The sequence below is a fragment of the Wenxinia saemankumensis genome (genome assembly GCF_900141735.1).
Classification (GTDB): Bacteria; Pseudomonadota; Alphaproteobacteria; order Rhodobacterales; family Rhodobacteraceae; genus Wenxinia; species Wenxinia saemankumensis.
Map to the genome: position 1 here is coordinate 618,660 of NZ_FQYO01000001.1, position 20,076 is coordinate 638,735.

General features: G+C 72.2%; 18 protein-coding genes. 8 read left to right on the forward strand and 10 right to left on the reverse strand.

Annotation, left to right across the window (positions count from 1 at the left end; genetic code table 11):
• Positions 1-2: 2 nt before the first annotated feature.
• On the reverse strand, positions 3-653 hold the full coding sequence (locus tag BUE30_RS02845; RefSeq protein WP_073326317.1) for a ceramidase domain-containing protein: 651 nt from the start codon (positions 651-653) through the stop codon (positions 3-5).
• A gap of 60 nt (positions 654-713) precedes the next feature.
• On the opposite strand from BUE30_RS02845, the gene BUE30_RS02850 reads away from it, so the two are divergent.
• Positions 714-1,406 carry a metal-dependent hydrolase gene (locus BUE30_RS02850; protein ID WP_073326318.1) on the forward strand — a complete coding sequence of 231 codons (693 nt, stop codon included), beginning with the start codon at positions 714-716 and terminating at the stop codon, positions 1,404-1,406.
• Between the two features lie 137 nt (positions 1,407-1,543).
• Here the strand turns inward: BUE30_RS02850 and BUE30_RS02855 are convergent, their stop codons facing one another.
• From BUE30_RS02855 to BUE30_RS02875, 6 genes are all read right to left on the reverse strand, one after another.
• A complete protein-coding gene (locus tag BUE30_RS02855) occupies positions 1,544-2,065 on the reverse strand; it encodes a sarcosine oxidase subunit gamma (RefSeq protein ID WP_073326319.1) in 522 nt (173 codons plus the stop codon).
• Positions 2,058-5,069 (reverse strand): sarcosine oxidase subunit alpha family protein, encoded by a 3,012-nt coding sequence (locus tag BUE30_RS02860; RefSeq protein WP_073326320.1) that lies wholly within the window; start codon positions 5,067-5,069, stop codon positions 2,058-2,060. The genes BUE30_RS02855 and BUE30_RS02860 overlap by 8 nt, the downstream gene beginning before the upstream one ends.
• Positions 5,066-5,395, reverse strand: a complete 330-nt coding sequence (locus BUE30_RS02865) for a sarcosine oxidase subunit delta (protein ID WP_073326321.1) — start codon at positions 5,393-5,395, stop codon at positions 5,066-5,068. The genes BUE30_RS02860 and BUE30_RS02865 overlap by 4 nt, the downstream gene beginning before the upstream one ends.
• Positions 5,396-5,527: 132 nt before the next feature.
• Entirely contained in the window at positions 5,528-6,058 is a 531-nt protein-coding gene (locus tag BUE30_RS17445; RefSeq protein ID WP_139300450.1) for a hypothetical protein, read from the reverse strand.
• Between the two features lie 111 nt (positions 6,059-6,169).
• Complete coding sequence (locus tag BUE30_RS17715) at positions 6,170-6,328, reverse strand: hypothetical protein (protein WP_170865604.1); 159 nt, start codon at positions 6,326-6,328, stop codon at positions 6,170-6,172.
• A gap of 160 nt (positions 6,329-6,488) precedes the next feature.
• Complete coding sequence (locus BUE30_RS02875; protein WP_073326322.1) at positions 6,489-7,742, reverse strand: sarcosine oxidase subunit beta family protein; 1,254 nt, start codon at positions 7,740-7,742, stop codon at positions 6,489-6,491.
• Between the two features lie 240 nt (positions 7,743-7,982).
• Between BUE30_RS02875 and ccmI the strand changes: the two genes are divergently transcribed.
• From ccmI to BUE30_RS02890, 3 genes are read left to right on the forward strand one after another with little or no spacing between them, the layout of a single operon-like run.
• The gene (gene ccmI / locus BUE30_RS02880; protein WP_073326323.1) at positions 7,983-9,188 is read left to right on the forward strand and encodes a c-type cytochrome biogenesis protein CcmI; all 1,206 of its coding nucleotides are present in this window, start codon (positions 7,983-7,985) and stop codon (positions 9,186-9,188) included.
• Positions 9,185-9,661, forward strand: a complete 477-nt coding sequence (gene ruvX, locus BUE30_RS02885) for a Holliday junction resolvase RuvX (protein ID WP_073326324.1) — start codon at positions 9,185-9,187, stop codon at positions 9,659-9,661. The genes ccmI and ruvX overlap by 4 nt, the downstream gene beginning before the upstream one ends.
• The gene (locus BUE30_RS02890) at positions 9,658-9,882 is read left to right on the forward strand and encodes a DUF1289 domain-containing protein (protein ID WP_073326325.1); all 225 of its coding nucleotides are present in this window, start codon (positions 9,658-9,660) and stop codon (positions 9,880-9,882) included. Before ruvX ends, BUE30_RS02890 begins: the two co-directional genes overlap by 4 nt.
• Before the next feature lie 31 nt (positions 9,883-9,913).
• On the opposite strand, the gene BUE30_RS02895 is transcribed toward BUE30_RS02890, so the two are convergent.
• The gene (locus tag BUE30_RS02895) at positions 9,914-10,741 is read right to left on the reverse strand and encodes a sulfotransferase family protein (protein WP_073326326.1); all 828 of its coding nucleotides are present in this window, start codon (positions 10,739-10,741) and stop codon (positions 9,914-9,916) included.
• A 148-nt stretch (positions 10,742-10,889) separates the two neighbouring features.
• Between BUE30_RS02895 and BUE30_RS02900 the strand changes: the two genes are divergently transcribed.
• From BUE30_RS02900 to BUE30_RS02915, 4 genes are read left to right on the forward strand one after another with little or no spacing between them, the layout of a single operon-like run.
• Positions 10,890-12,932: an HAD-IIB family hydrolase gene (locus BUE30_RS02900; protein WP_073326327.1), complete on the forward strand. Its 2,043-nt coding sequence runs from the start codon at positions 10,890-10,892 to the stop codon at positions 12,930-12,932.
• A gap of 21 nt (positions 12,933-12,953) precedes the next feature.
• On the forward strand, positions 12,954-14,138 hold the full coding sequence (locus BUE30_RS02905; protein ID WP_073326328.1) for a glycosyltransferase: 1,185 nt from the start codon (positions 12,954-12,956) through the stop codon (positions 14,136-14,138).
• Positions 14,135-15,118 carry a glycosyltransferase family 2 protein gene (locus tag BUE30_RS02910; RefSeq protein WP_073326329.1) on the forward strand — a complete coding sequence of 328 codons (984 nt, stop codon included), beginning with the start codon at positions 14,135-14,137 and terminating at the stop codon, positions 15,116-15,118. The genes BUE30_RS02905 and BUE30_RS02910 overlap by 4 nt, the downstream gene beginning before the upstream one ends.
• 6 nt (positions 15,119-15,124) lie before the next feature.
• Positions 15,125-16,318 (forward strand): glycosyltransferase, encoded by a 1,194-nt coding sequence (locus BUE30_RS02915; RefSeq protein ID WP_073326330.1) that lies wholly within the window; start codon positions 15,125-15,127, stop codon positions 16,316-16,318.
• Between the two features lie 37 nt (positions 16,319-16,355).
• Here BUE30_RS02915 and BUE30_RS02920 read toward each other — a convergent pair whose 3' ends face one another.
• A complete protein-coding gene (locus BUE30_RS02920; RefSeq protein WP_073326331.1) occupies positions 16,356-19,025 on the reverse strand; it encodes a DUF3772 domain-containing protein in 2,670 nt (889 codons plus the stop codon).
• Complete coding sequence (locus BUE30_RS02925; protein WP_073326332.1) at positions 19,022-20,050, reverse strand: cysteine synthase A; 1,029 nt, start codon at positions 20,048-20,050, stop codon at positions 19,022-19,024. Before BUE30_RS02925 ends, BUE30_RS02920 begins: the two co-directional genes overlap by 4 nt.
• Between the last annotated feature and the right edge of the window lie 26 nt (positions 20,051-20,076).

Below are 20,076 nucleotides of genomic sequence, written 5' to 3' on the forward strand. Positions count from 1 at the left end.
CTTCAAGCACGCGCCGCCCCCCCAAGGTGCCGCCGCCGCACCTCGATCATCCACCAGAGCGCGGCGGCATTCAGCAGGTGCCAGAGCCAGTGGGTCCCGATCGACAGGCTCCCGCACAGCCGGCCGTCCAGCGCGCGCAGCAGGATCGACAGGCCGAGGATCACCGCCGCGATCAGCAGGCCCCGCCCCGCGGCGAGTCCCATGCCCCGCAGCCCCAGCCCCCAGCCGAGGATCAGCGCCCAGATCCCCAGATAGGCGGCGTTCTCCCCCAGGACGGGGGCGGTGATGACCGCGTAGCGGACCGCCGCGACCAGAAGCAGGACGAACCCGGCGAAGACTCCCGCCCGCAGCTTTCCGTGCAGGCCGAGGAAATCGCCCGTCGCCAGCCAGAGATAGGTGAAGGCGAAGACGGCGATGGACAGCGAGTCGAGTGCCCCGGTCGCGACGGTCGCGGCCGTGTGGAACAGCCCGCTCGCCACCCCGATCACGCCCAGCATGGCCGACAGCGTCCAGCCGCCCGGCTCGCGCGCGGCGCGCCAGGCCAGAACCGCGACGAAGAGGAAGGCGAGGTTCGTCACCGCGTTGACCGGTTCGGCCCAGAGACCCGGCCCCACGCGTTCGCAATAGCCGTCCACTTGCGCGGTCCAGTCCACTGGCAACGCCCCTCCCCGGTCCTACCTGCCCGGCCAACCTACATGCGCGGGAGCGGAAAGTTGAAGATCACCTGGCTGGGTCATGCGAGTTTCCGGATCGAGATCGAGGACCAGGTCCTGCTGCTGGACCCCTGGCTCGACGGGAATCCCTCCTTTCCCGACGCGCATCGGGAGGAGGCGATCGGGGGCGCGACGGCGATCCTGCTGACGCATGGCCACGGCGACCATGCCAGCGAGGTCGGCAGGATCGCCACCGAGCTCGGCGTGCCGGTCTACTGCATCTTCGAGCTGGGCGAATCCGGCTATTTCGGCGAGGCGGAACTGCGGCCCTTCGGCAAGGGCGGCACGGTCGCCATCGGCGCGGTGAAGGTCAGCATGGTCAACGCCGTCCACTCGGCCTCTGTCGACTGGCGCGGCAAGGGTCTGGAGCCGGCGGGATCCGAGGCCGGCTTCATGATCGCGGGCGAGGGTCACACGATCTACGCCACGGGCGACACCGACATCATGGCGGATATGGGCTGGTTCGGCGAATACTACGCCCCCGATATCGGCATCCTGTGCTGCGGCGGGCACTTCACCATGGACATGGACAAGGCGGCCTGGGCGGCGAAGCGGTATTTCGACTTCAGGACCGTCATCCCCTGCCATTACGGCACGTTCGACGCCCTCGCCCAGTCCCCGCAGGAGCTGGTGGAGAAGCTGCCGGGTGTCGATGTCAGGACGCCGAAGGTGATGGAGAGCGTCGAGATCTGAGCGCGCGGCCCCCGGCCCCCCGCCGGCGATGCCGCGGCCGGACGGAAGTACATGGCCGAAATCCCGACCCGTCTCGGGGCGGGACGCCGGAAGCGCCGCTGCCGCGGGGACAGGGGGCGCGCGGCCCCCTTCCCCGCTCAGTCGTAGAGGCCCGCCACCGGCGCCTCGGCCGAGATGTCCAGCAGCTTGCGGACGTACTCCGCCACAGAGCGGAAGCAGATCACCCGCGCCTCGGTCTCGGACACCAGCCAGAATGCCGCCGCCACCTGGTTCAGCCGGGTGCGGCGGAAGGCGCCGACCGGGAAGACCGAAGGATGAAGGTCCACCGGCGCCAGCTTGGCCAGAACCTCGCGCACCGCGCCCTCGACGACGAGGACCGTCCGCGCGTCCGAGATGTCGAGCGCGAGGTGATGGACTCCGTCCAGCCGGGCGGAGAGATCCGCCGCCAATGCGCCGGCCTCTCCCCGGTCGCAGACCAGCATCAGCTCGTCCGGCGACATCCAGAGCAGCGTGCGCGCGCCGATCGCGGCACGGCCCCGCTCCGGCAGGTCCAGGCCCGCCACCTCGCCCAGCGCGCGCTGCACGGGTTCCGCGCCCAGGTCGCCGCGGAAGGTCACCATGCCGACGGGCCCGGCCTCCCGGATCGTCGCCTCAGCCATGCAGCTTCTCCCCGTCCTTGTCGTAGACCACCGGGTCGACGATCCGCGCGGCGACCGCGCCGCCGTCGAGCGTGCCGATCCGCACCGTCTCGCCCATCCGCTCGGTTCCGCGCCGGATGAGCGCCATCGCGATTCCCCGATCGAGCGTGGGCGAGTAGTAGGTCGAGGTGATCCGCCCCTCGACATTGCGCTGCCCGTTCGCGTTCTGCCCCGAGGCGACGGCGTAGCCACCCTCCGGCAGGACCGACCCGTCGGTCGATTGCAGCCCGACCAGCTTCCACCGCTCGGGATCGGCGAGGAAGGACCGCTCCATCCCGCGCTTGCCGATGTAGTCGTCCTTCTTCTTCGACAGGGCCCAGTCGAGATTCAGGTCGCGCGGCGAGATGGTGCCGTCGCTCTCGTCCCCGACCATGATGAACCCCTTTTCGGCCCGCAGGACGTGCAGGCATTCGGTGCCGTAGGGCATCGCGCCGAACTCCGCCCCCGCCTCGATCAGCCGGTCCCACAGCTCCTGCCCCCGGCTGGCGGGAACGGCGATCTCGTAGGAGAGCTCGCCCGAGAACGAGATGCGGAAGACCCGCGCCGGAATGCCCGCGATCTCGCCCTCCGCCCAGTGCATGAAGGGCAGCGCCTCCCGGCCGACATCCATCCCGCCGAGCTTTTCGAGCACGTCGCGGGCATGGGGGCCGACGACGGCGATCTGGGCATAGGCCTCGGTCACGTTGGCGACGTAGACCTTCCAGTCCCACCATTCGGTCTGGAGCCATTCCTCCATATGGGCATGGATCCGGTCCGCGCCGCCGGTCGTGGTATGGCAGAGCCAGCTGTCCTCGGACAGGCGCGCGACCACGCCGTCGTCGATCAGGAAGCCCTGCTCGTTGCACATCAGGCCGTATCGGCATTTGCCGATGGGCAGGGTGCTCATCATGTTCGTGTAGAGCATGTCGAGGAAGCGGCCGGCATCCGGCCCCTTCACCACGATCTTGCCGAGGGTGGAGGCGTCGAGCAGCCCCAGCTTCTGGCGGGTGTTCAGCACCTCGCGGCGCACCGCCTCCTCCCGGCTCTCGGATCCGCGGCGGTAGCAGTAGGGCCGCCGCCACTGGCCCACCGGCTCCCAGTCGGCGCCATGCGCCTCGTGCCAGGCGTGGATCGGGGTACGGCGCACCGGCTGGAACACTTCGTCCCGCGCCGCGCCTGCGATCGCGCCCATCGAGATGGGCGTATAGGGCGGGCGGAACGTCGTGGTGCCGACCTGCGGGATCGGCGCGTTCAGCGCGTTCGACAGGATCGCGAGGCCGTTGATGTTGCTCAGCTTGCCCTGGTCGGTCGCCATGCCGAGCGTGGTGTAGCGCTTGGTGTGCTCGACGCTCTCGTAGCCCTCCTGCGCGGCGAGGCGCACGTCCGACACCTTCACGTCGTTCTGGTAGTCGAGCCACATCTTCGCGCGCTTGTCGCGGCCGGCGCCCTGCGGCATCAGCCAGACGGGCACGAGGGGCTGCTCCGGCACCTCCTCGACGCCGGGGACCGGCCCCTCGCCCGCCTCGTGCCCCGATGCCGCCGCCGCGCGGCGGCCGGCCTCGGCGGCGTCCGACAGGACGGCCCCGGTGAGCAGCGCGCCATTGGCGGCGCCGGCGCAGATGGCCATCGCGGCGCCGTCCGCTCCGGTCGGGGGCTTCGCCCCGTCGGGGCGGAACATCGCGGCCCCCTCGTCCCAGAGCAGCTTGCCGCCGACATGGGACCAGAGATGAACCACCGGCGACCAGCCGCCGGACATGGCGACCGCGTCGCAGGCGATCTCCTCCAGCGACGCGCCCTCGCCGGCCTGAAGGCAGACCGAGACCGACTTCACGCCTTTGCCGCCCTTGGCCGAGGCGATGCCGCGCCCGGTCTCGACCCGGATCCCGAGGGCCCGGACCCTCTCGGGCAGCGCGCCCCGCGCCTCCGGCCGGGCGTCGAGGATTGCCGGCACGACCAGGCCGGCCTCATGCAGCGCGATGGCGGTGCGGTAGGCGTCGTCGTTGTTCGTGACGATCACGGTGCGGTCCCCGGGGGAAACGCCGTAATCGACGACATAGTCGCGCACGGCCGAGGCGAGCATCACGCCCGGCAGGTCGTTCCCGGCGAAGGAGAGCGGCCGCTCGATCGCGCCGGTAGCCACGATCGTCTGCGCGGCGCGCACCCGCCAGAGCCGATGGCGCGGCCCGTCCGGCACCGCCATGTGGTCGCCCAGTCGCTCGTAGAGCAACGCGTAGCCGTGATCGTAGAGCCCGGCGGCCATGGTCCGCAGGCGCAGCGTGACGTTCTCCATCGCCTCCAGCCGATCGACGGCCTGCCGGACCCAGCTCCCGGCCGGGATGCCGTCGATGTCGGGCGCGTCGAGCGGCGCGCGGCCGCCCCAATGGGCGGTCTGCTCGACCAGTAGCACGCGGGCGCCCGCTTCGGCCGCGCTCAGCGCCGCCTGCAGGCCCGCGATGCCGCCGCCCGCCACCAGCACGTCGGCATAGGCGTAGAGATGCTCGTAGGTGTCGGCGTCGCGATGCTTCGGCGCCTTGCCGAGGCCGGCCGACCTGCGGATGAACGGCTCGTAGACGTGCTTCCACAGCGGGCGCGGATGGATGAACATCTTGTAGTAGAAGCCCGCGGGCAGGAAGCGCGAGAGTCGCGCGTTGATCGCGCCCACATCGAAGTCGAGATTGGGCCAGCGGTTCTGGCTCTCGGCCGTCAGCCCGTCATAGAGCTCCTGCGTGGTGGCGCGCTGGTTCGGCTCGAACCGGCCCCCCTCGCCGAGATTCATCAGCGCGTTCGGCTCCTCGGCGCCCGAGGCGACGATGCCGCGCGGACGGTGATACTTGAACGACCGGCCGACGACCGTCTGGCCGTTCGCCAGCAGGGCCGAGGCCAGCGTGTCGCCCTCGAACCCCGTCATCTTCCGGCCGTCGAAGGTGAAGGAGACGGCGCGGCGGCGCTCGATCTTCCGCCCTCCGCGGGACAGGCGCGTGCTCATGCGAATTCCCTCCAGCTCCAGCCTGGCCGTCTGGCCGAGATGCGGTCCCGGATCTCCTGCGGGGGCTCGGTCACCTGCGCGGAATAGGTGCCGAACACATCCATCGTGACGGTGCAGCGGGCGGCGTGGAACCACTTGCCGCAGCCATAGGCGTGACGCCAGCGCTCGAAATGGACGCCCTTCGGATTCTCGCGGAGGAACATGTATTCCTCGAAGGCCGCATCGTCCGACCCCGGCCCGACGCGCTTGAGATGCGCCTCGCCGCCGGGAGCGAATTCGGTCTCCTCGGCGGTCGTGCCGCAGCAGGGACAGGTGAGGGTCAGCACGTCGGGGCCTCCACGCACGAGAACGGGCCCGCAGGGCGGCAAGCGCCTGCGGGCCCGGGATGGAACGTGCCGCGGCCCGGACGGGCCGCGGCGGCAATGGCGGAGCGGGGCGCGACCGCGCCCGCGACCGGATCAGTTGGCCGTTTCGTCCACGACTTCGGCGTCGACCTCTTCGTCGCCATCGGCGGCGGGGCCAACCTCGGCGTCGATCTCGGCCGCAGCGTCGTCGGCAGCGCCCTCGACCGCGTCGCCGGCATCCTCGACGGCATCGGCAGTGTCGGCGGCAGCGTCGTCGACGGCAGCCTCGGCATCGGCGGCCGCATCATCGATCGCGGCGCCGGCATCGTCGACGGCTTCCTCGGTCTCGGCGGCAGCATCGTCGAGCGCGGCATCGGCACCGGCCGCGGCGTCGTCGATCTCGGCGCCGACATCCGCGGCCTCCTCGTCGATCTCGGCCTCGGCGCCGGCAGCGGCGGCTTCGGCATCCTGCTCGACGGCCGTGTCGGCGTCACCGCTGAAGAGCCAGAACAGGACGATGACGACGATGACGACCGCCGCCAGGATGAAGGCGATCGTCCCGCCTCCGCCAGACTTCTTGACGGTCGTGGACGAGGACGAGGCGTTTGTGCGCGCCGGGTCGTTGGGGCGGTTCGGATCGGCCATGGGAAGGTCTCCTTGGGGTCTTCGATTGACCGCCCAACGTAGGAGAGTTCCCACCCGTTCCCGATTATGTGATTCCGTGCGCGCGATGCGCGTTCTTTCGCCGAACCGCGATCATTCGGCCACGGTGACGGAATCGTCCTCGGGCCAGCCGGACAGGCCGTCGAGCACGGCGAGACCGACCACCATCGAGGCGATCCCGGCGACGACGAAGAGGGCGATGCCCCCGCCGGCACTTCCGCGCGATGCGCGATTCGAGACGTAATCGACCATGTCGGAACCTCCGGGCTGACAGCCCCGCCCCGATGCACCCGCCGCGGGGCGGGCGAAAGCCCCCCCGTCGACGCTCGGCGCCCGGCAGCCGAGCGCCGCGCGGCCACTCGGCCAAGCGTCGCCGGTGCGGGCCCCGGGGCCGGAATGTCACGCATCGTGGTCAATGCGCCACACCGGCCGCGACGCTCTCGTCGATGAAGCGCCCCTCGCGGAAGCGATCCATGCCGAAGGCGGCCGTCAGGGGCCCGGGCTCGCCCTTGGCCACCAGCTCCGCCATCGCCCAGCCCGATCCCGGGATCGCCTTGAATCCCCCCGTGCCCCAGCCGCAATTGACGAAGACGTTCGGCACCGGCGTCTTCGACAGGATGGGCGAGCGGTCGCCCGTCATGTCGACGATCCCGCCCCATTGCCGCAGCATCTTCAGCCGCGAGATCATCGGGAAGGTCTCGACCAGGGCGCGGCCCGTCTCCTCGATATGGTGGAACGAGCCGCGCTGGGTGAAGGCGTTGTAGCCGTCCGTGCCGCCGCCGATCACCATCTCGCCCTTGTCGGACTGGCTCATGTAGCCGTGCACCGTGTTGGCCATGACGACCACGTCCATGCAGGGCTTGATCGGCTCCGACACCAGCGCCTGCAGCGGCAGCGCCTCGATCGGCATGCGGAAACCGGCAAGGCCGCAGACTTGGCCCGTATGCCCGGCGACGACGATGGCGAGCTTGCCGCAGGCGATCTCTCCCTTCGTTGTGGAGATGCCGCTGACCGCGCCGCCCTCGCCGTTCCGGTGGATCGCCGTGACCTCGCATTGCTGGATGATGTCCATGCCCATGGCGCTGCAGGCGCGGGCATAGCCCCAGGCGACGGCATCGTGGCGGGCCGTGCCGCCGCGCGGCTGCCAGAGCGCGCCCAGCACCGGGTAGCGCGGCCCCTCGATATGGATGATCGGGCAGAGTTCCTTGACGCGCTCGGGACCGATGAACTGCGTCTCGACGCCCTGCAGCGCGTTGGCATGGGCGGTGCGCTTGTAGCCGCGCACCTCGTGCTCGGTCTGGGCCAGCATCATCACGCCGCGGGGCGAGAACATGACGTTGTAGTTCAGGTCCTGGCTCATCGTCTCGTAGAGCGAGCGCGACTTCTCGTAGATCGCGGCCGAGGGGTCCTGCAGGTAGTTCGAGCGGATGATCGTCGTGTTCCGGCCGGTATTGCCGCCGCCGAGCCAGCCCTTCTCGATCACCGCCACATTGGTGATGCCGAAATTCCTGCCGAGGTAATACGCCGTGGCGAGGCCGTGACCGCCCGCGCCGACGACGACGACGTCGTACCGCGCCTTGGGGGCCGGCGATCTCCACGCCCGCTCCCACCCTTCGTGGTGGCGCAGCGCCTCGCGGGCGATGGCGAAGACGGAATAGCGCGTCATCGGGCGGGCACTCCTGCAGGCGGTGGCGACGGGGCGTCTCCTCGCGCCTCATTGCCCCGGACGCAAGCGCGGCATCGGACCGCAGGCGGCGCCTCGATGGGCGAAAACGACACGCGCCTCGGAGAGCACGGCGGAGGCGCGGCCCGGGGTCGCGGGGGCGTGATCGGCCCTTCCGCCGCGGCGGCGCGGCCGGTAGGAACGGTTGCGATCCGATCCAGGGCCGAAAGGGGCCGTCCCGCCATGCTGTCATGGGCCGTCTTCGCGCTGCTCGCCCTGCTCGTGGCGGCCTATGTCGCCCGTCCGCTGCTGTCCGCCGGTCGCCGCGAGACGGAGGTGCGGTCCGATGTCGCGCTCTACCGGGCGCAGCTGGAGGAGGTCGATCGCGACCTGGCCCGCGGCACGATCGGCGCCGAGGAGGCCGAGCGCGCGCGGGCCGAGATCGCCCGCCGCCTTATCGCCGCCGACCGGGCCGGGGCCGCGCGCGCGACCGAGGGGCCGGCCCGCTGGCCGGCCGCGCTGGCGGGCCTGGTGGTCCTGGCCGGGGGGCTGTCGCTCTATGCCGTGATCGGCGCGCCGGGCGCGGGCGACCTGCCGCGGGCCGAGCGGATCGCCGCGTCAGCCGCGATGCGGGACGGGCGGATGGACCAGACCGCCGCCGAGGCCGAGGCGGCCGCGATGCCGCAGCCCCCCGCCCCCGAGATCCCCGAGGATTATGCCGCCCTGATCGAGCGGCTGCGGCAGATCGCGCCCACCCGACCGGACGACATCGAGGGCTGGCGCCTGCTGGCCCGGCACGAGGGGCAGCTCGGCAATTATGCCGCGGCCGCCCGCGCGCAGGAAGAGGTGCTCCGCCTGCGGGGGGACGAGGCCGGCATCGCCGACCGGACGCTGCTGGCCGATCTCTACGTCGCCGCCGCCTCCGGCTATGTCTCGCCCGAGGCCGAGGCGCTGGTGCGCGCCGTGCTGGCCGAGGATTCGGACGAGCCGGCGGCGCGCTACACGCTTGGCCTGCTCTACGCGCAGACCGACCGGCCGGACCTCGCCTTCGAGCTCTGGCGGCCCGTCGCGGAAGGCGGCGATCCGGCGTCGATCCATACCCGGCTGGCCCGCGACCAGATCCCCCTCGCCGCGCAGGCGGCCGGGATCGACTACGCCCCGCCGGCGCAGCGCGGGCCGAGCGCCGCCGACATCGCGGCGGCCGAGGGGATGGATCCCGGGTCGCGGCAGGCGATGGTCGAGGGGATGGTGGCGCAACTCTCCACCCGGCTCGCCGAGGAAGGCGGACCGGCCGAGGACTGGGCCCGGCTCGTCACCTCGCTGGCCGTGCTGGGCGAGACCGAGCGGGCCGCCGCGATCCTGGGCGAGGCGCGCGAGGTCTTCGCCGCCTCCGAGCGGGACATGGCGATCATCGACGCGGCGGCGGAACAGGCGGGGCTGGACGGATGATCCACGAAGAGATCGGGGACTTCGCCGCTGCCCTGCCCCCGATGCGCGGGCTGCTGGGGCTGGATCTCGGGACGAAGACGATCGGCGTCGCGGCGTCGGACCGGTTGCGGACGATCGCCAGCGCGGTCGAGACGATCCGGCGCAGCAAGTTCACCGCCGAGGCGGAGCGCCTGATCGCGCTGGCCGAGACGCGCGAGGCGGGCGGGATCGTCCTCGGCCTTCCGCGCAACATGGACGGAAGCGAGGGGCCGCGCGCCCAGTCGACCCGCGCCTTCGCCCGCAACCTCTCGCGGCTGACCGACCTGCCCATCGCCTTCTGGGACGAGCGCCTCTCGACCGTCGCGGCCGAGCGCGCGCTGATCGAGGCGGATACCTCGCGCCGGCGCCGGGCCGAGGTGATCGACCAGGTCGCGGCGGGGCTGATCCTGCAGGGCTGCCTCGACCGGCTGGCCCGTCTGGGGGGCGCGCGATGAATGATGCCGTCTGGACGCGGCCCGAGCCGCAGAGTCCCTGCGTGAAGATCTGCGTGATCCATCCGCAATCCCGGCTCTGCACCGGCTGCAAGCGCACCATCGACGAGATCGCCGCCTGGGGCCGGATGGATGCCGCGGCGCGGCAGGCGGTGCTCGACGATCTGCCGAACCGGGTCGTGGCGACGCGGCGCGGCGGTCGGGCCGGACGGCTCCGCGACTAGGCCCCGTCCATCGCCTCCGGGCGGTGGATCCTCACCGGCGCAGCACGTCCACCGCCGCGACCGCCTCGCGCACCTCCCGCAGCGGATGACGGCAGCGCAGGTCCTTCGGCAGGCCGACCTGCGGGCCGGACCGGGGGCCGTAGCCGAACCGGGCCGCGACCTCGGAGACCGGAGCGTCCCCCTCGGCCGGGTAATCTGCATTGCCGTCCCGCACCGCCTCGGGCGGCGCGATGCCGTCCGTGGACAGACCGAGAAAGGCGAGCGCCGCCGTGAGCTGGCCGGCCGTGTCCGCGACCAGATCCTCGTATCGCAGGATCAGGCAGGCATGCAGGTAGGGCAGATCGCCGAGGACCAGCCGGTGGGCGATGTCCCAGTGTTCGGCCAGCCGCGCCGGTCCCTCGTCGCTCCACTTCGCCACTGCCGCGACCGAAGGGCCCGGATGACGGGTGATGAGGATGAAATGCGCGCCCGGAAAGAGCTGCTGGTAGAGCCGGGTCCGCAGCAGGTTCACCGGCGACTTCTCGATCCGCCACGCCGCGCCCGGGGCGAACCACGGCGCCCAGTCCCGCTCCAGCCGCAGGGCCGTCTCCAGCGTGTCGTGGCGGCTGCCCTCCACCAGATGCTGGTCGGCGTCGCGGGCGAAGGCGCCGGGAATCCCGCTGAGCGCGGTATGCGGGATCGCGCCCTGCAGGAAGACGCCCTCGTTCTCGGGCACGGGGGCGCCCTCGATCCCCGAGACCGCGGGATGGGCGGAGATGAGCCGGGTCAGCAGAGAGGTCCCCGACCGATGCAGCCCGCCGACGAAAACCCAGCGTGGACGGGGCTCCGGCCGGTCGGCGCGTGACGATGACGGGGTCATGGCGGCCCTCCTTTCCGGCTCAAGCTTCCCCTGCCGCGACGGGTTCCGAGACTCTTCGGAACCCGTGGAGGGGGGGGGAGGTTATCTGCCCAACTGCGAGCGCCCGAAGCGGTCTCCCGACATCGATGATTTTGCCAGAGGAGGTGTGATGCACGTCATCCACGTCGCCCTCGGCGGTTGCCTCCGGCGGCCGCCCGTCGCCTATGGCCTGACGGAAGATACCGGCGGTCACATCGCCTATGTCCTCGGCGCCGCGATGGCCCAGGCCGAGCGGCCCGGCACCCGGATGGTGGAGATCGTGACCCGTGCCTTCGACGCGCCCGCGCTCGGCGCCTGCCACGCCGAGCCGGTCGAGGAGGTCGCGCCGCGCTGCCGTATCCGCCGGCTCCGGACGGCGCGTCGCGACTACCTCAGCAAGGAGGCCCTCGAGGCCGAGATCCCGGCCCTGTCAGACGCTTTCCTGGCGATGCTGGCGGAGGGCCCCCGCCCCGACGTGATCCACGCCCATTTCGCCGATGCCGCCGTGCTGGCACGGGCGGCCGAGGCGCGGTTCGGGATCCCCTGGATCTACCACAGCCATTCGCTGGGACGCGAGAAATCCCAGGCCGGGCTGCCGGCCGAGGGCGGCCTCGCCCGGCGCATCGCGCGCGAGGACGCGGCCATCGCCGGCGCGGGCGCGATCGTCGCCTCGTCCCGGGACGAGGCCGAACGCCAGCTGGTCGTCGCCGACCCCGGGGCCGAGGGGCGGATCCACCGCGTCAGCCCCGGCGTCGCGACCCGCGAGGTGGGCGATCCCGACCGGGCCCGCGCCCTTCTCGCGCCGCATCTGGACGATCCGGACAAGCCCGTCGTCCTCGCCGTCGCGCGGCCCATCGCCAAGAAGAACCTCGGCGCGCTGGTCGAGGGCTGGGGCGCGGATCCGGACCTCGTCGCGCGGTCCAACCTCGTCATCGTGGCGGGCCTCCATGCCGCGCCCGACGCCACCGACGAGGCAGCCCGCATCCACGCCGCGCTCGCCGCCGCGGTCGAGCGGCTGGGCCTGCGCGGGCGGGTCGCGCTGCCGCCGCATCACGACGGCGCCGACATCGCCGCGCTCTACGCCCTCGCGGCGCGGGGCGGGGTCTTCGTCAATCCCGCGCATCACGAGCCCTTCGGCCTGACGCTGATCGAGGCGGCGCAGGCCGACGTTCCGGTCGTGGCGACCCGGAACGGCGGGCCGGTCGACATCCTGCGCAATCTCGGCTCGGGCGAACTGGTCGACCCGGCCGATCCCGCCGACATCGCCCGCGGCATCCGTGCCGTGCTCGAGGATCCGCAGGCCCGCGACCGCGCGCGCAGGGCCGGAAGCCGAGCCCGGCGCCTCTACAGCTGGCAAGGCTGGGCCGCGCGGGTGGAGGGGATCGCGGCATCGCTCCATGCCCGGGCGCCGCGGCCCGGGATCGCGCGCCATCTCTTCGCCTCCGATCTCGACGGGACGCTGACCGGCGACCGGGCGGCCGCCGCGCGCTTCGCCGGCTGGCACCGGAACCGCCCGGCGGGACTGCATTTCGCCATCGCCACCGGCCGATCCCTGCCCGAGGCGCGCCGCGTCCTCGCCGAATGGGACCTGCCGATGCCCGACCTGTTCCTCTCCTCCGTCGGGACGGAGATCTGGCGCCCCCTGCGCTCGGGCGCCTTCGCGCTCTGCCCCGACTGGCAGGCAGAGGCGGACCGGGACTGGGACCAGGCGGAAATCGCCGCGTCGCTCGCGCCGATCGGGCTTCGGCCGCAGGCGGCGCACGACCAGCGGCGCTGGAAGCTGAGCTTCGTCGCCGACGCCTCCGGCGCGCAGGCCGCGCGGCATGCGCTGGACGCGGCCGGGCTGCCGGCCCTCGTCGTCCATTCCCACGACCGCCTGCTCGACGTGCTCGCCCCGCATACGGGAAAGGCCGCCGCCGTCCGCTTCGAGGCGCGCCGCCTGGGCCTCGCAGAGGACCGGGTCGCGGTGGCTGGCGACAGCGGCAACGACCTCGACATGCTGCAGGCCTTTGCCGGCATCCTGCCGGCGAACGCCTCGCCCGAGACCGCCCCGGCCCGGACCGCCTGGCGCGCAGGCCGTCCCCATGCGGACGGCGTGCTCGACGGGCTGGCGCGGCTCGGCCTCGCCCCCGCCGCCCGCCCTCCCCGCCGGGGCGTCGTTGCCGCCGAATGATCCCGAGAAGGAGCCGATCCGATGCGTGACACGATCGACCTGCCCGGCAGCCCGGCCCGCCCTGTCGGCTATTTCGTCCATCACCAGGGCCGCGGCCATGCCGAGCGCTGCGCGGCCCTCGTCAACGCCCTGCCCGAGGATCGCCCGGTGACGATCTTCTGCGCGCGGGACGACATATTCCCCCCGCTCCGGAGGGGCGCGCGGATCGAGCGGATCCCCTCGCTCTTCGAGCGCCCCGAGGACGCCGCCGAGATGGACTGGGTCGCGACGCCGCAGACGCTGCATTGCGCCCCGCTCGGCTGGGGGTCGATCCGGCGGGCGATGGCGACGATGACCGCCTGGTTCGATGCCGCCGATCCCGCGCTGATGATCTCGGACGTGAGCGCCGAGGTCGCGCAGCTGGCCCGCATCTGCTCGGTCCCCCATGTCAAGGTGCTGCAGCACGGCGACCGGAGCGATCCCGGCCACCGCGCCGCCTATGACGGGGCGGCGGGCCTGCTCGCCCCGTTCCACGAGGCGCTGGCCCAGCCCGGCTGGGATGCGGCGATGCGGGGCAAGATCCATTTCGCCCCCGGCCTCGGCATCGACGCCGGGATGCCGGACGCGGCGGCTGCCCGCGCGCGGCTCGGCCGGACCGGGGATCGCCCGCTGGCCCTCGTCGTGTCGGGCGGCGGCGGCAACGGGGTGGCCGAGGCGCCGCTCGGCGTCGCCGCCCGGACCTTTCCCGACATGGACTGGGTGGTGATCGGCGCGGTCCAGCGCGACTGGCACGCCACGCTGCCCGCCAACCTGTCGCTGCCCGGCTGGGTCGACAACGCGGCCGACTGGATCGCCGCCGCGGACCTCGTCGTCGCCTCGACCGGGAACACGACCTGCCACCAGGTCCTTGCCGCCGGCAAGCCGTGGCTCGCCGTGCCCGAATGGCGCTACTTCGACGAGCAAATCGAGAAGGCCCGCGCCCTGCAGGCGGCCGGCGCCGCGACGCACCTGCCCCACCTGCCCGCCTCGGCCCATGCCTGGCAGGCCGCCGTGGCGCGGGCCCGCGCCGACCATGATCCGCACCGCCAGCGCGCCCTCGTCGCGCCGCGCGCGGCCGCCGAGACCGCCGACTGGATCGAGGGGCTGATCGGGCGGCTCTGGCGTCCCGCCGCCGCCCCGTCTCCCCGACCCGACACCGCCAAAGCCTTCGAGAAGGAGCTACAATGAGATCCGTTTCCGCCCTGACCATCGCCGCCGGCCGCGATGCGCATCTCGCCAATGTGGTGCGCGGTTTCGCCGCCCAGACCCAGCCGCCGGTCGAGCTGATCGTCGGCGTCATGCAGGACGCGCCCTACGAGGCGCTGCCCGAGGCGCCCTTCCCGGTCCGGCAGATCCTCGTCCGCAAGGTGCGGGGCGAGCTGCCCCTGGCCGCGGCGCGGAACGCGGTCGCCGCCGCCGCGAGCGGCGAGGTGCTGGCCTTCGTCGATGTCGACTGCATTCCCGCCCCGACCCTGGTCGCCGACTATGCCGAGGCCTGCTCCGACGGGCGCGGCCTGGTGATGGGCGAGGTGCTCTACCTGCGCGAGGGGGCAACGGCGCAGGGGCTCGATTTCGAGCGCTTCGCGGCCGAGGGCGTGCGCCATTCCGACCGGCAGGGACCGCCCGATCACGGGCTGAAGGCCTGCGAGGATTACCGCTGCTTCTGGTCGCTGAACTTCGCCATGCACCGGGAGGACTGGAGCCGCTCGGGCGGCTTCGACGAGGGCTATTACGGTTATGGTGGCGAGGATACCGATTTCGGCCGGGTGCTCGACGACCGCGACATCGACATCTGGTGGACCAGGGGCGCGCGCGTCTACCACCAGTATCACGCCCATTGCATGCCGCCGATCCATCAGGTCGCCAGCGTGATCCGCAACGCGGAATATTTCGCGACCCGCTGGGGGCACCGGACGATGGAACACTGGCTCTACGGGTTCCGCCTGATGGGGCTGATCGAGCCGACGGCGTCGGGCCTGCGGATCCTGCGCGAGCCGAACGAGGCGGATTTCGCGCTCTGCCGGCAGACCGGGAACATGCCCTATGCCAATACCCGCCGCGTGCTCGACAAGCTGCAGCGGATCGAGCCCGAGCGGGTCGCGACGGTGGAGCGCGAGAAGGAGGTGGAGCGCGAGCAGTCCGCCCTCCTCGGCATCGCGGCGGAGTGAGCTGACATGCGCCCCCTCTCCATCGCCCTTGTCAGCCATATCCGGCATCCGATCCGGGCCCCGTTCATGGGCGGGATGGAGGCGCATTCCTGGCATCTCGCGCGCGGGCTGGCCGCGCGCGGGCACGAGGTCACGCTGTTCGCGGCGGGCGACAGCGATGCGGGTGTCACGCTGCGGCCAGTCGTCGCCGAGCATTACGACCGCGCCTATCCCTGGCACGAGTTCCACGGCACCGACACGCTGAACCGGGTGCTCGACGATGCCTTCGCGGCCGCGCTGCCCGAGATCGGGTCCGGGGCCTACGACGTGGTCCACAACAACACGCTGCACCGCTACCTGCCGCGCCTCGCCCGGCGGGACCGGGTGCCGACGCTGACCTCGCTGCATGTCCCGCCCTTCGACGCCCTGCGCCGCGCGGTCCATGCCAGCGCCGCGCCCTGGTCGCGCTTCACCGTCTGCTCCGAGCGGCAGCGGCAGGTCTGGTGGCCGGAGGGCGCGCCCGAGGCGGCGCATGTCGTCGGCAACGGCATCGACCTCGCCGACTGGCCGTTCTCGCCCGCCGGCGACGGCAGGGCGGTCTGGGCGGGCCGCATCACCCCCAACAAGGGCACCGCTCTCGCCGCCGAGGCGGCGCAGATCGCGGGCGTGCCGCTGACGATCTTCGGCGCGATCGAGCATCGCGACTATTTCGAGGGCGAGGTGCGCCCCTTCCTGCGCGGCGACGTGCGCTATGGTGGTCATCTTTCGGGGGCCGATCTCGCGCGGGAATTCGGCCGCGCCTCGGCGCTGATGTTCACGCCCCACTGGGACGAGCCCTTCGGCCTCGCCGCGATCGAGGCGATGGCCTGCGGTCTGCCCGTCGCCGCGACCGAGATGGGCGCGGTGCGCGAGGTGATCGGCGAGAGCGGGGCCTATGCCCCGCCGGACGATGCCCCGGCCCTGGCCCTGGCCCTGCGCCAGGCGCTGGCCCTGCCGCGCGAGGCGGCGCGCGCCCGGGTCGAGGCGCGGTTCTCGCTCGCCGCGATGATCGACGCCTACGAGGCGCTCTACGACCGCGCCATCGCCGGACGGGATGCCCCGGCCGGCCCGGTGGACTTCCCCGCGATCGAGCTGCCGCCCGCCGCCCGGGCCGGGACGCCCGCGCCGCCGGCCCCGGCGGTGGAACAGCGCCCGGTCCCGCCGACGATCGCCGCGGAATAGGCACGCGAAGGGGGCGGGAGCGGCGCGCGAGGGAAGGTCAGGTCGCCTCGCCCTCGCCCTCCTCCGGCTGGCCCTGCGCCGGGCTGGACGATGCGGCCGCGGGCGTCCCGTGCGAGACCGGCTGGCGGAGCGTTTCGGGATTGCGCAGCCACAGATCCTGCTGCGGGAAGGGGATCTCGATCCCCGCCTCGGCGAACTTCTTGGCGATCTCGAAATTCATCTCGGATTGCACGTTCAGGACGAAGTTGACGTCCCGCAGGATCGCCCGGATCTCGAAATCGAGCGACGAGGCGCCGAAACCGCGGAAGAGCACGGCCGGCGGAGGGGTCAGCACGACCATCGGATGCCCCTCGGCCACCTCGCGCAGCACGCTGGCGACCCTGTCGGTGTCCGAGCCGTAGGCCACGCCCACCGGCACGATGACCCGGCCGACATTGTTGCCCCGCGTCCAGTTCGTCACCTGGCCCGAGACGAGATCGGCGTTCGGCACGATCACGTCCGTGCGGTCGAAGGTCTCGATCCGGGTGGACCGGACCGAGATGTCGCGCACATAGCCCATCTGGCCGCCCACCTCGATCCAGTCGCCCTCGCTGATCGGGCGCTCGATCAGCAGGATGATCCCGCTGACGAAGTTCGACACGATGTTCTGCAGGCCGAAGCCGATCCCGACCGACAGCGCCCCCGCCACGATGGCGAGCGAGGAGAGGTCGATCCCGGCGCTGACGATCGCGACGAGCGCGGCCAGGAAGATGCCGACATAGCCGAGACCCGAGACGATGGCCGTCCGCGCCCCCACGTCGAGCCGCGTGCGCGGCAGGATGGTCGAGCGCAGCAGAGATTGCAGCATCCGCGTCAGGACGTAGCCCGCGACGAAGACGACGAGGAAGAACACGAAGTCGGAGGGCGAGATCCGGGTCTCGCCCAGCGAGAGCCCGGCCTGGAACCGGGACCAGATCTCCCACAGGTCCTCGGGCCGGGCGCCCCAGACGAGGGCGAGCAGCGGGATCGACAGGAAGAACAGGATCGTCGCGGCGAGGACGGGCAGCAGCGCCTCCTCGACCCCGCGCTGGCCGCGGGTGAAGATCGTGTAGAGGCTGAAGACCAGCCGTTGCAGCACGACGAGGACCGCCAGCACCTCCAGCGTGCCGATGGCGGCGCGGATCGCGGCGCCCGCGGCGGTCGCATAGCCGAGGAGGCCCGCGATCGTGGCCACGATCGCCACCGCCATCGCGGCCCGCCCGAGATTGGCGAGCAGGGCGTGCCGGAACGAGCTTTCCGAGACGTCGTCGACGGTGTCCTCGCCCGTACCGGTGCCCGATTGCGCGAAGAGCTTGCCCAGTCGGTAGAGGGTCACCGCGATGACGAGGTTCAGCACCAGCCTCAGGACGACCTCGCCGTCGGTGCTGGCCTGCTCGCCGAGGCCGCGCAGCAGCCCGTCGAGCATGAAGAGGGCGGCGGATCCGATCCCCAGCCGCAGGATCAGCCGGCGCGCCTTGCGTCGCACGGGATCGGCGAAGTCGAGCGGGACCGGCGGGGGCGGGATGCTGCCGAAGAGATGGCCGCCGATCCAGCTCGCCACGAACAGGCCGATCGCGGCGGTCGGCGCGGCCCCGGCCAGGGCGGTCAGGACGGGCGCCTGCACCAGCAGCACCTCGGCCGCCACGGCCAGCAGGACGACGCCCAGCACGGGCCAGACGATGAAGCCCAGCGAGACGAGGAACAGCAGCGCCGGCGCGGCCCGCCGGTCGCTGACCGAGAGACGCCGGATCAGCCGGCTGCCCGGCAGGCGCAGCAGCGTCAGCAGCACCGCGCCGAGCGCGATCAGCGCCATCGCGGTGACGACCTCTTCCCCGTGCTGGCCCGACGCGACCACCCCGGCCGTGTGCCGGACCTCCGCCGCGATCTGCCGGCCGCTCTCGGCCACCAGATGCCCCGCCGCCTGCCAGGTCGAGGGCAGCAGCGGCGAGAGCGAGCGCGTGGCGAGACGGTCCATCTCGCGCTGGCGCAGGATCGTGTCGATCTCGGTGATCAATCCACCGGCCTGGGCGCGCGCCTCGGCGGCGAAGACGGCCGGCATCGACAGCTGGGCGATCTCGGCCTTCAGCGCCTCGCGCAGCTCGGTCACCGCCTCCGCCTCGGTCGCGGCATCCTCGGGCGCGGGGTCGAGCGCGGCGAGCCGGTCCTGCACCGTCTCGATCCGACCCGCATTGGTGTTCTCCGCGGCGAGGAACCGGTCGCGCCAGGTCACCAGCTCGCTGCGCAGCCGGTCGAGCCCGAAATTCGACCCCGCGCTGCCCGAGACCATCGTCTCGGCCCGCTCGACGGTGCGCGCCCAGTCGGCGTAATCCTCGGCATCGAGCACGCCGGAAGAGATCTGCGGCACGCCCGCCCCCTCCGCAGCCCCCTCCGTCGCGGCGAAGGTCGGTGCGGGCACCGACCCGTCCGCGGGCTCTTCCCCGGGACTCTCCCCCTCGGCCTCGCCCCCGTCCGCCCCATCGCCCGCGCCCGCCTCTTCGGCCGTGTCGGTCGGTCCGACCTCGGGCACGGCATCGACGATCTCGTCGACGATCGACTCGACGGGCGACTCGGCCGGCGCGGGTTCGGCACCCGGCGTCTCCGTTGTCTGCTGCGCCGGCACGGCCGACGCCGCCCAGCCGAGCGCCAGGGCGAGGACGGCGCCCAGCGCCGCCGCGGGCGCGCGGGTCATGAATCCTCGAAGACGCCGGGAATGGACCGGGGGCCGTCCGTCATCCAGGACGGCACCGGCAGGTTCCGCCCGCGCAGGAAGTCCGGATTGTAGAGCTTCGACTGGTAGCGCGTGCCGTAATCGCACAGGATCGTCACGATCGTGTGGCCCGGACCCATCTCCTTCGCCATGCGCATCGCGCCCGCGACGTTCACGCCCGACGATCCGCCGAGGCAGAGCCCCTCCTCGCTCAGGAGGTCGAAGCAGATCGGCAGTGCCTCGGCATCGGGAATGCGCCACGCGAAATCGGGGGTGAACCCCTCGAGATTGGCGGTGATGCGCCCCTGCCCGATCCCTTCCGTGATGGAATCGCCCGGGTTCTCCTGTCCGGTATAGATCTGGAACAGGCCCGCCCCCTCGGGATCGGCGAGCCCGATCTTCACGCCCTTCGGCTGCAGCACCTCGGCCACGCCCGCCAGCGTGCCGCCCGAGCCGACGGCGCAGACGAAGCCGTCGACCTTGCCGTCGGTCTGGGTCCAGACCTCCGGTCCCGTCGTCTCGACATGGGCCTGCCGATTGGCCGTGTTGTCGAACTGGTTCGCCCAGATCACCCCCGCCGGGCTGTCCTTGGCCAGCTCCTCGGCGAGACGGCCGGAATAGCGGACGTAGTTGTTCGGGTTCTTGTAGGGCGCGGCGGGCACCTGGACGAGCTCGGCCCCGGCGAGGCGGAGCATGTCCTTCTTCTCCTCGCTCTGCGTCTCGGGGATGACGATCACGGTGCGAAAGCCCATCGACGCCCCGACGAGGGCGAGGCCGATGCCGGTATTGCCGGCCGTGCCTTCGACGATCGTCCCGCCCGGCTTCAGCTCGCCCCGCGCGATCGCATCCTTGATGATGTAGAGCGCGGCGCGGTCCTTGACCGACTGACCGGGGTTCAGGAACTCGGCCTTGCCGAGGATGGTGCAGCCCGTCTCTTCCGACGCGCGGCGCAGCTTGATCAGCGGCGTGTTCCCGATGGCGTCCGCCAGATTCGTCCTGAAGTCCATGGATCCGTCCCTTCGCCGCAACGCGC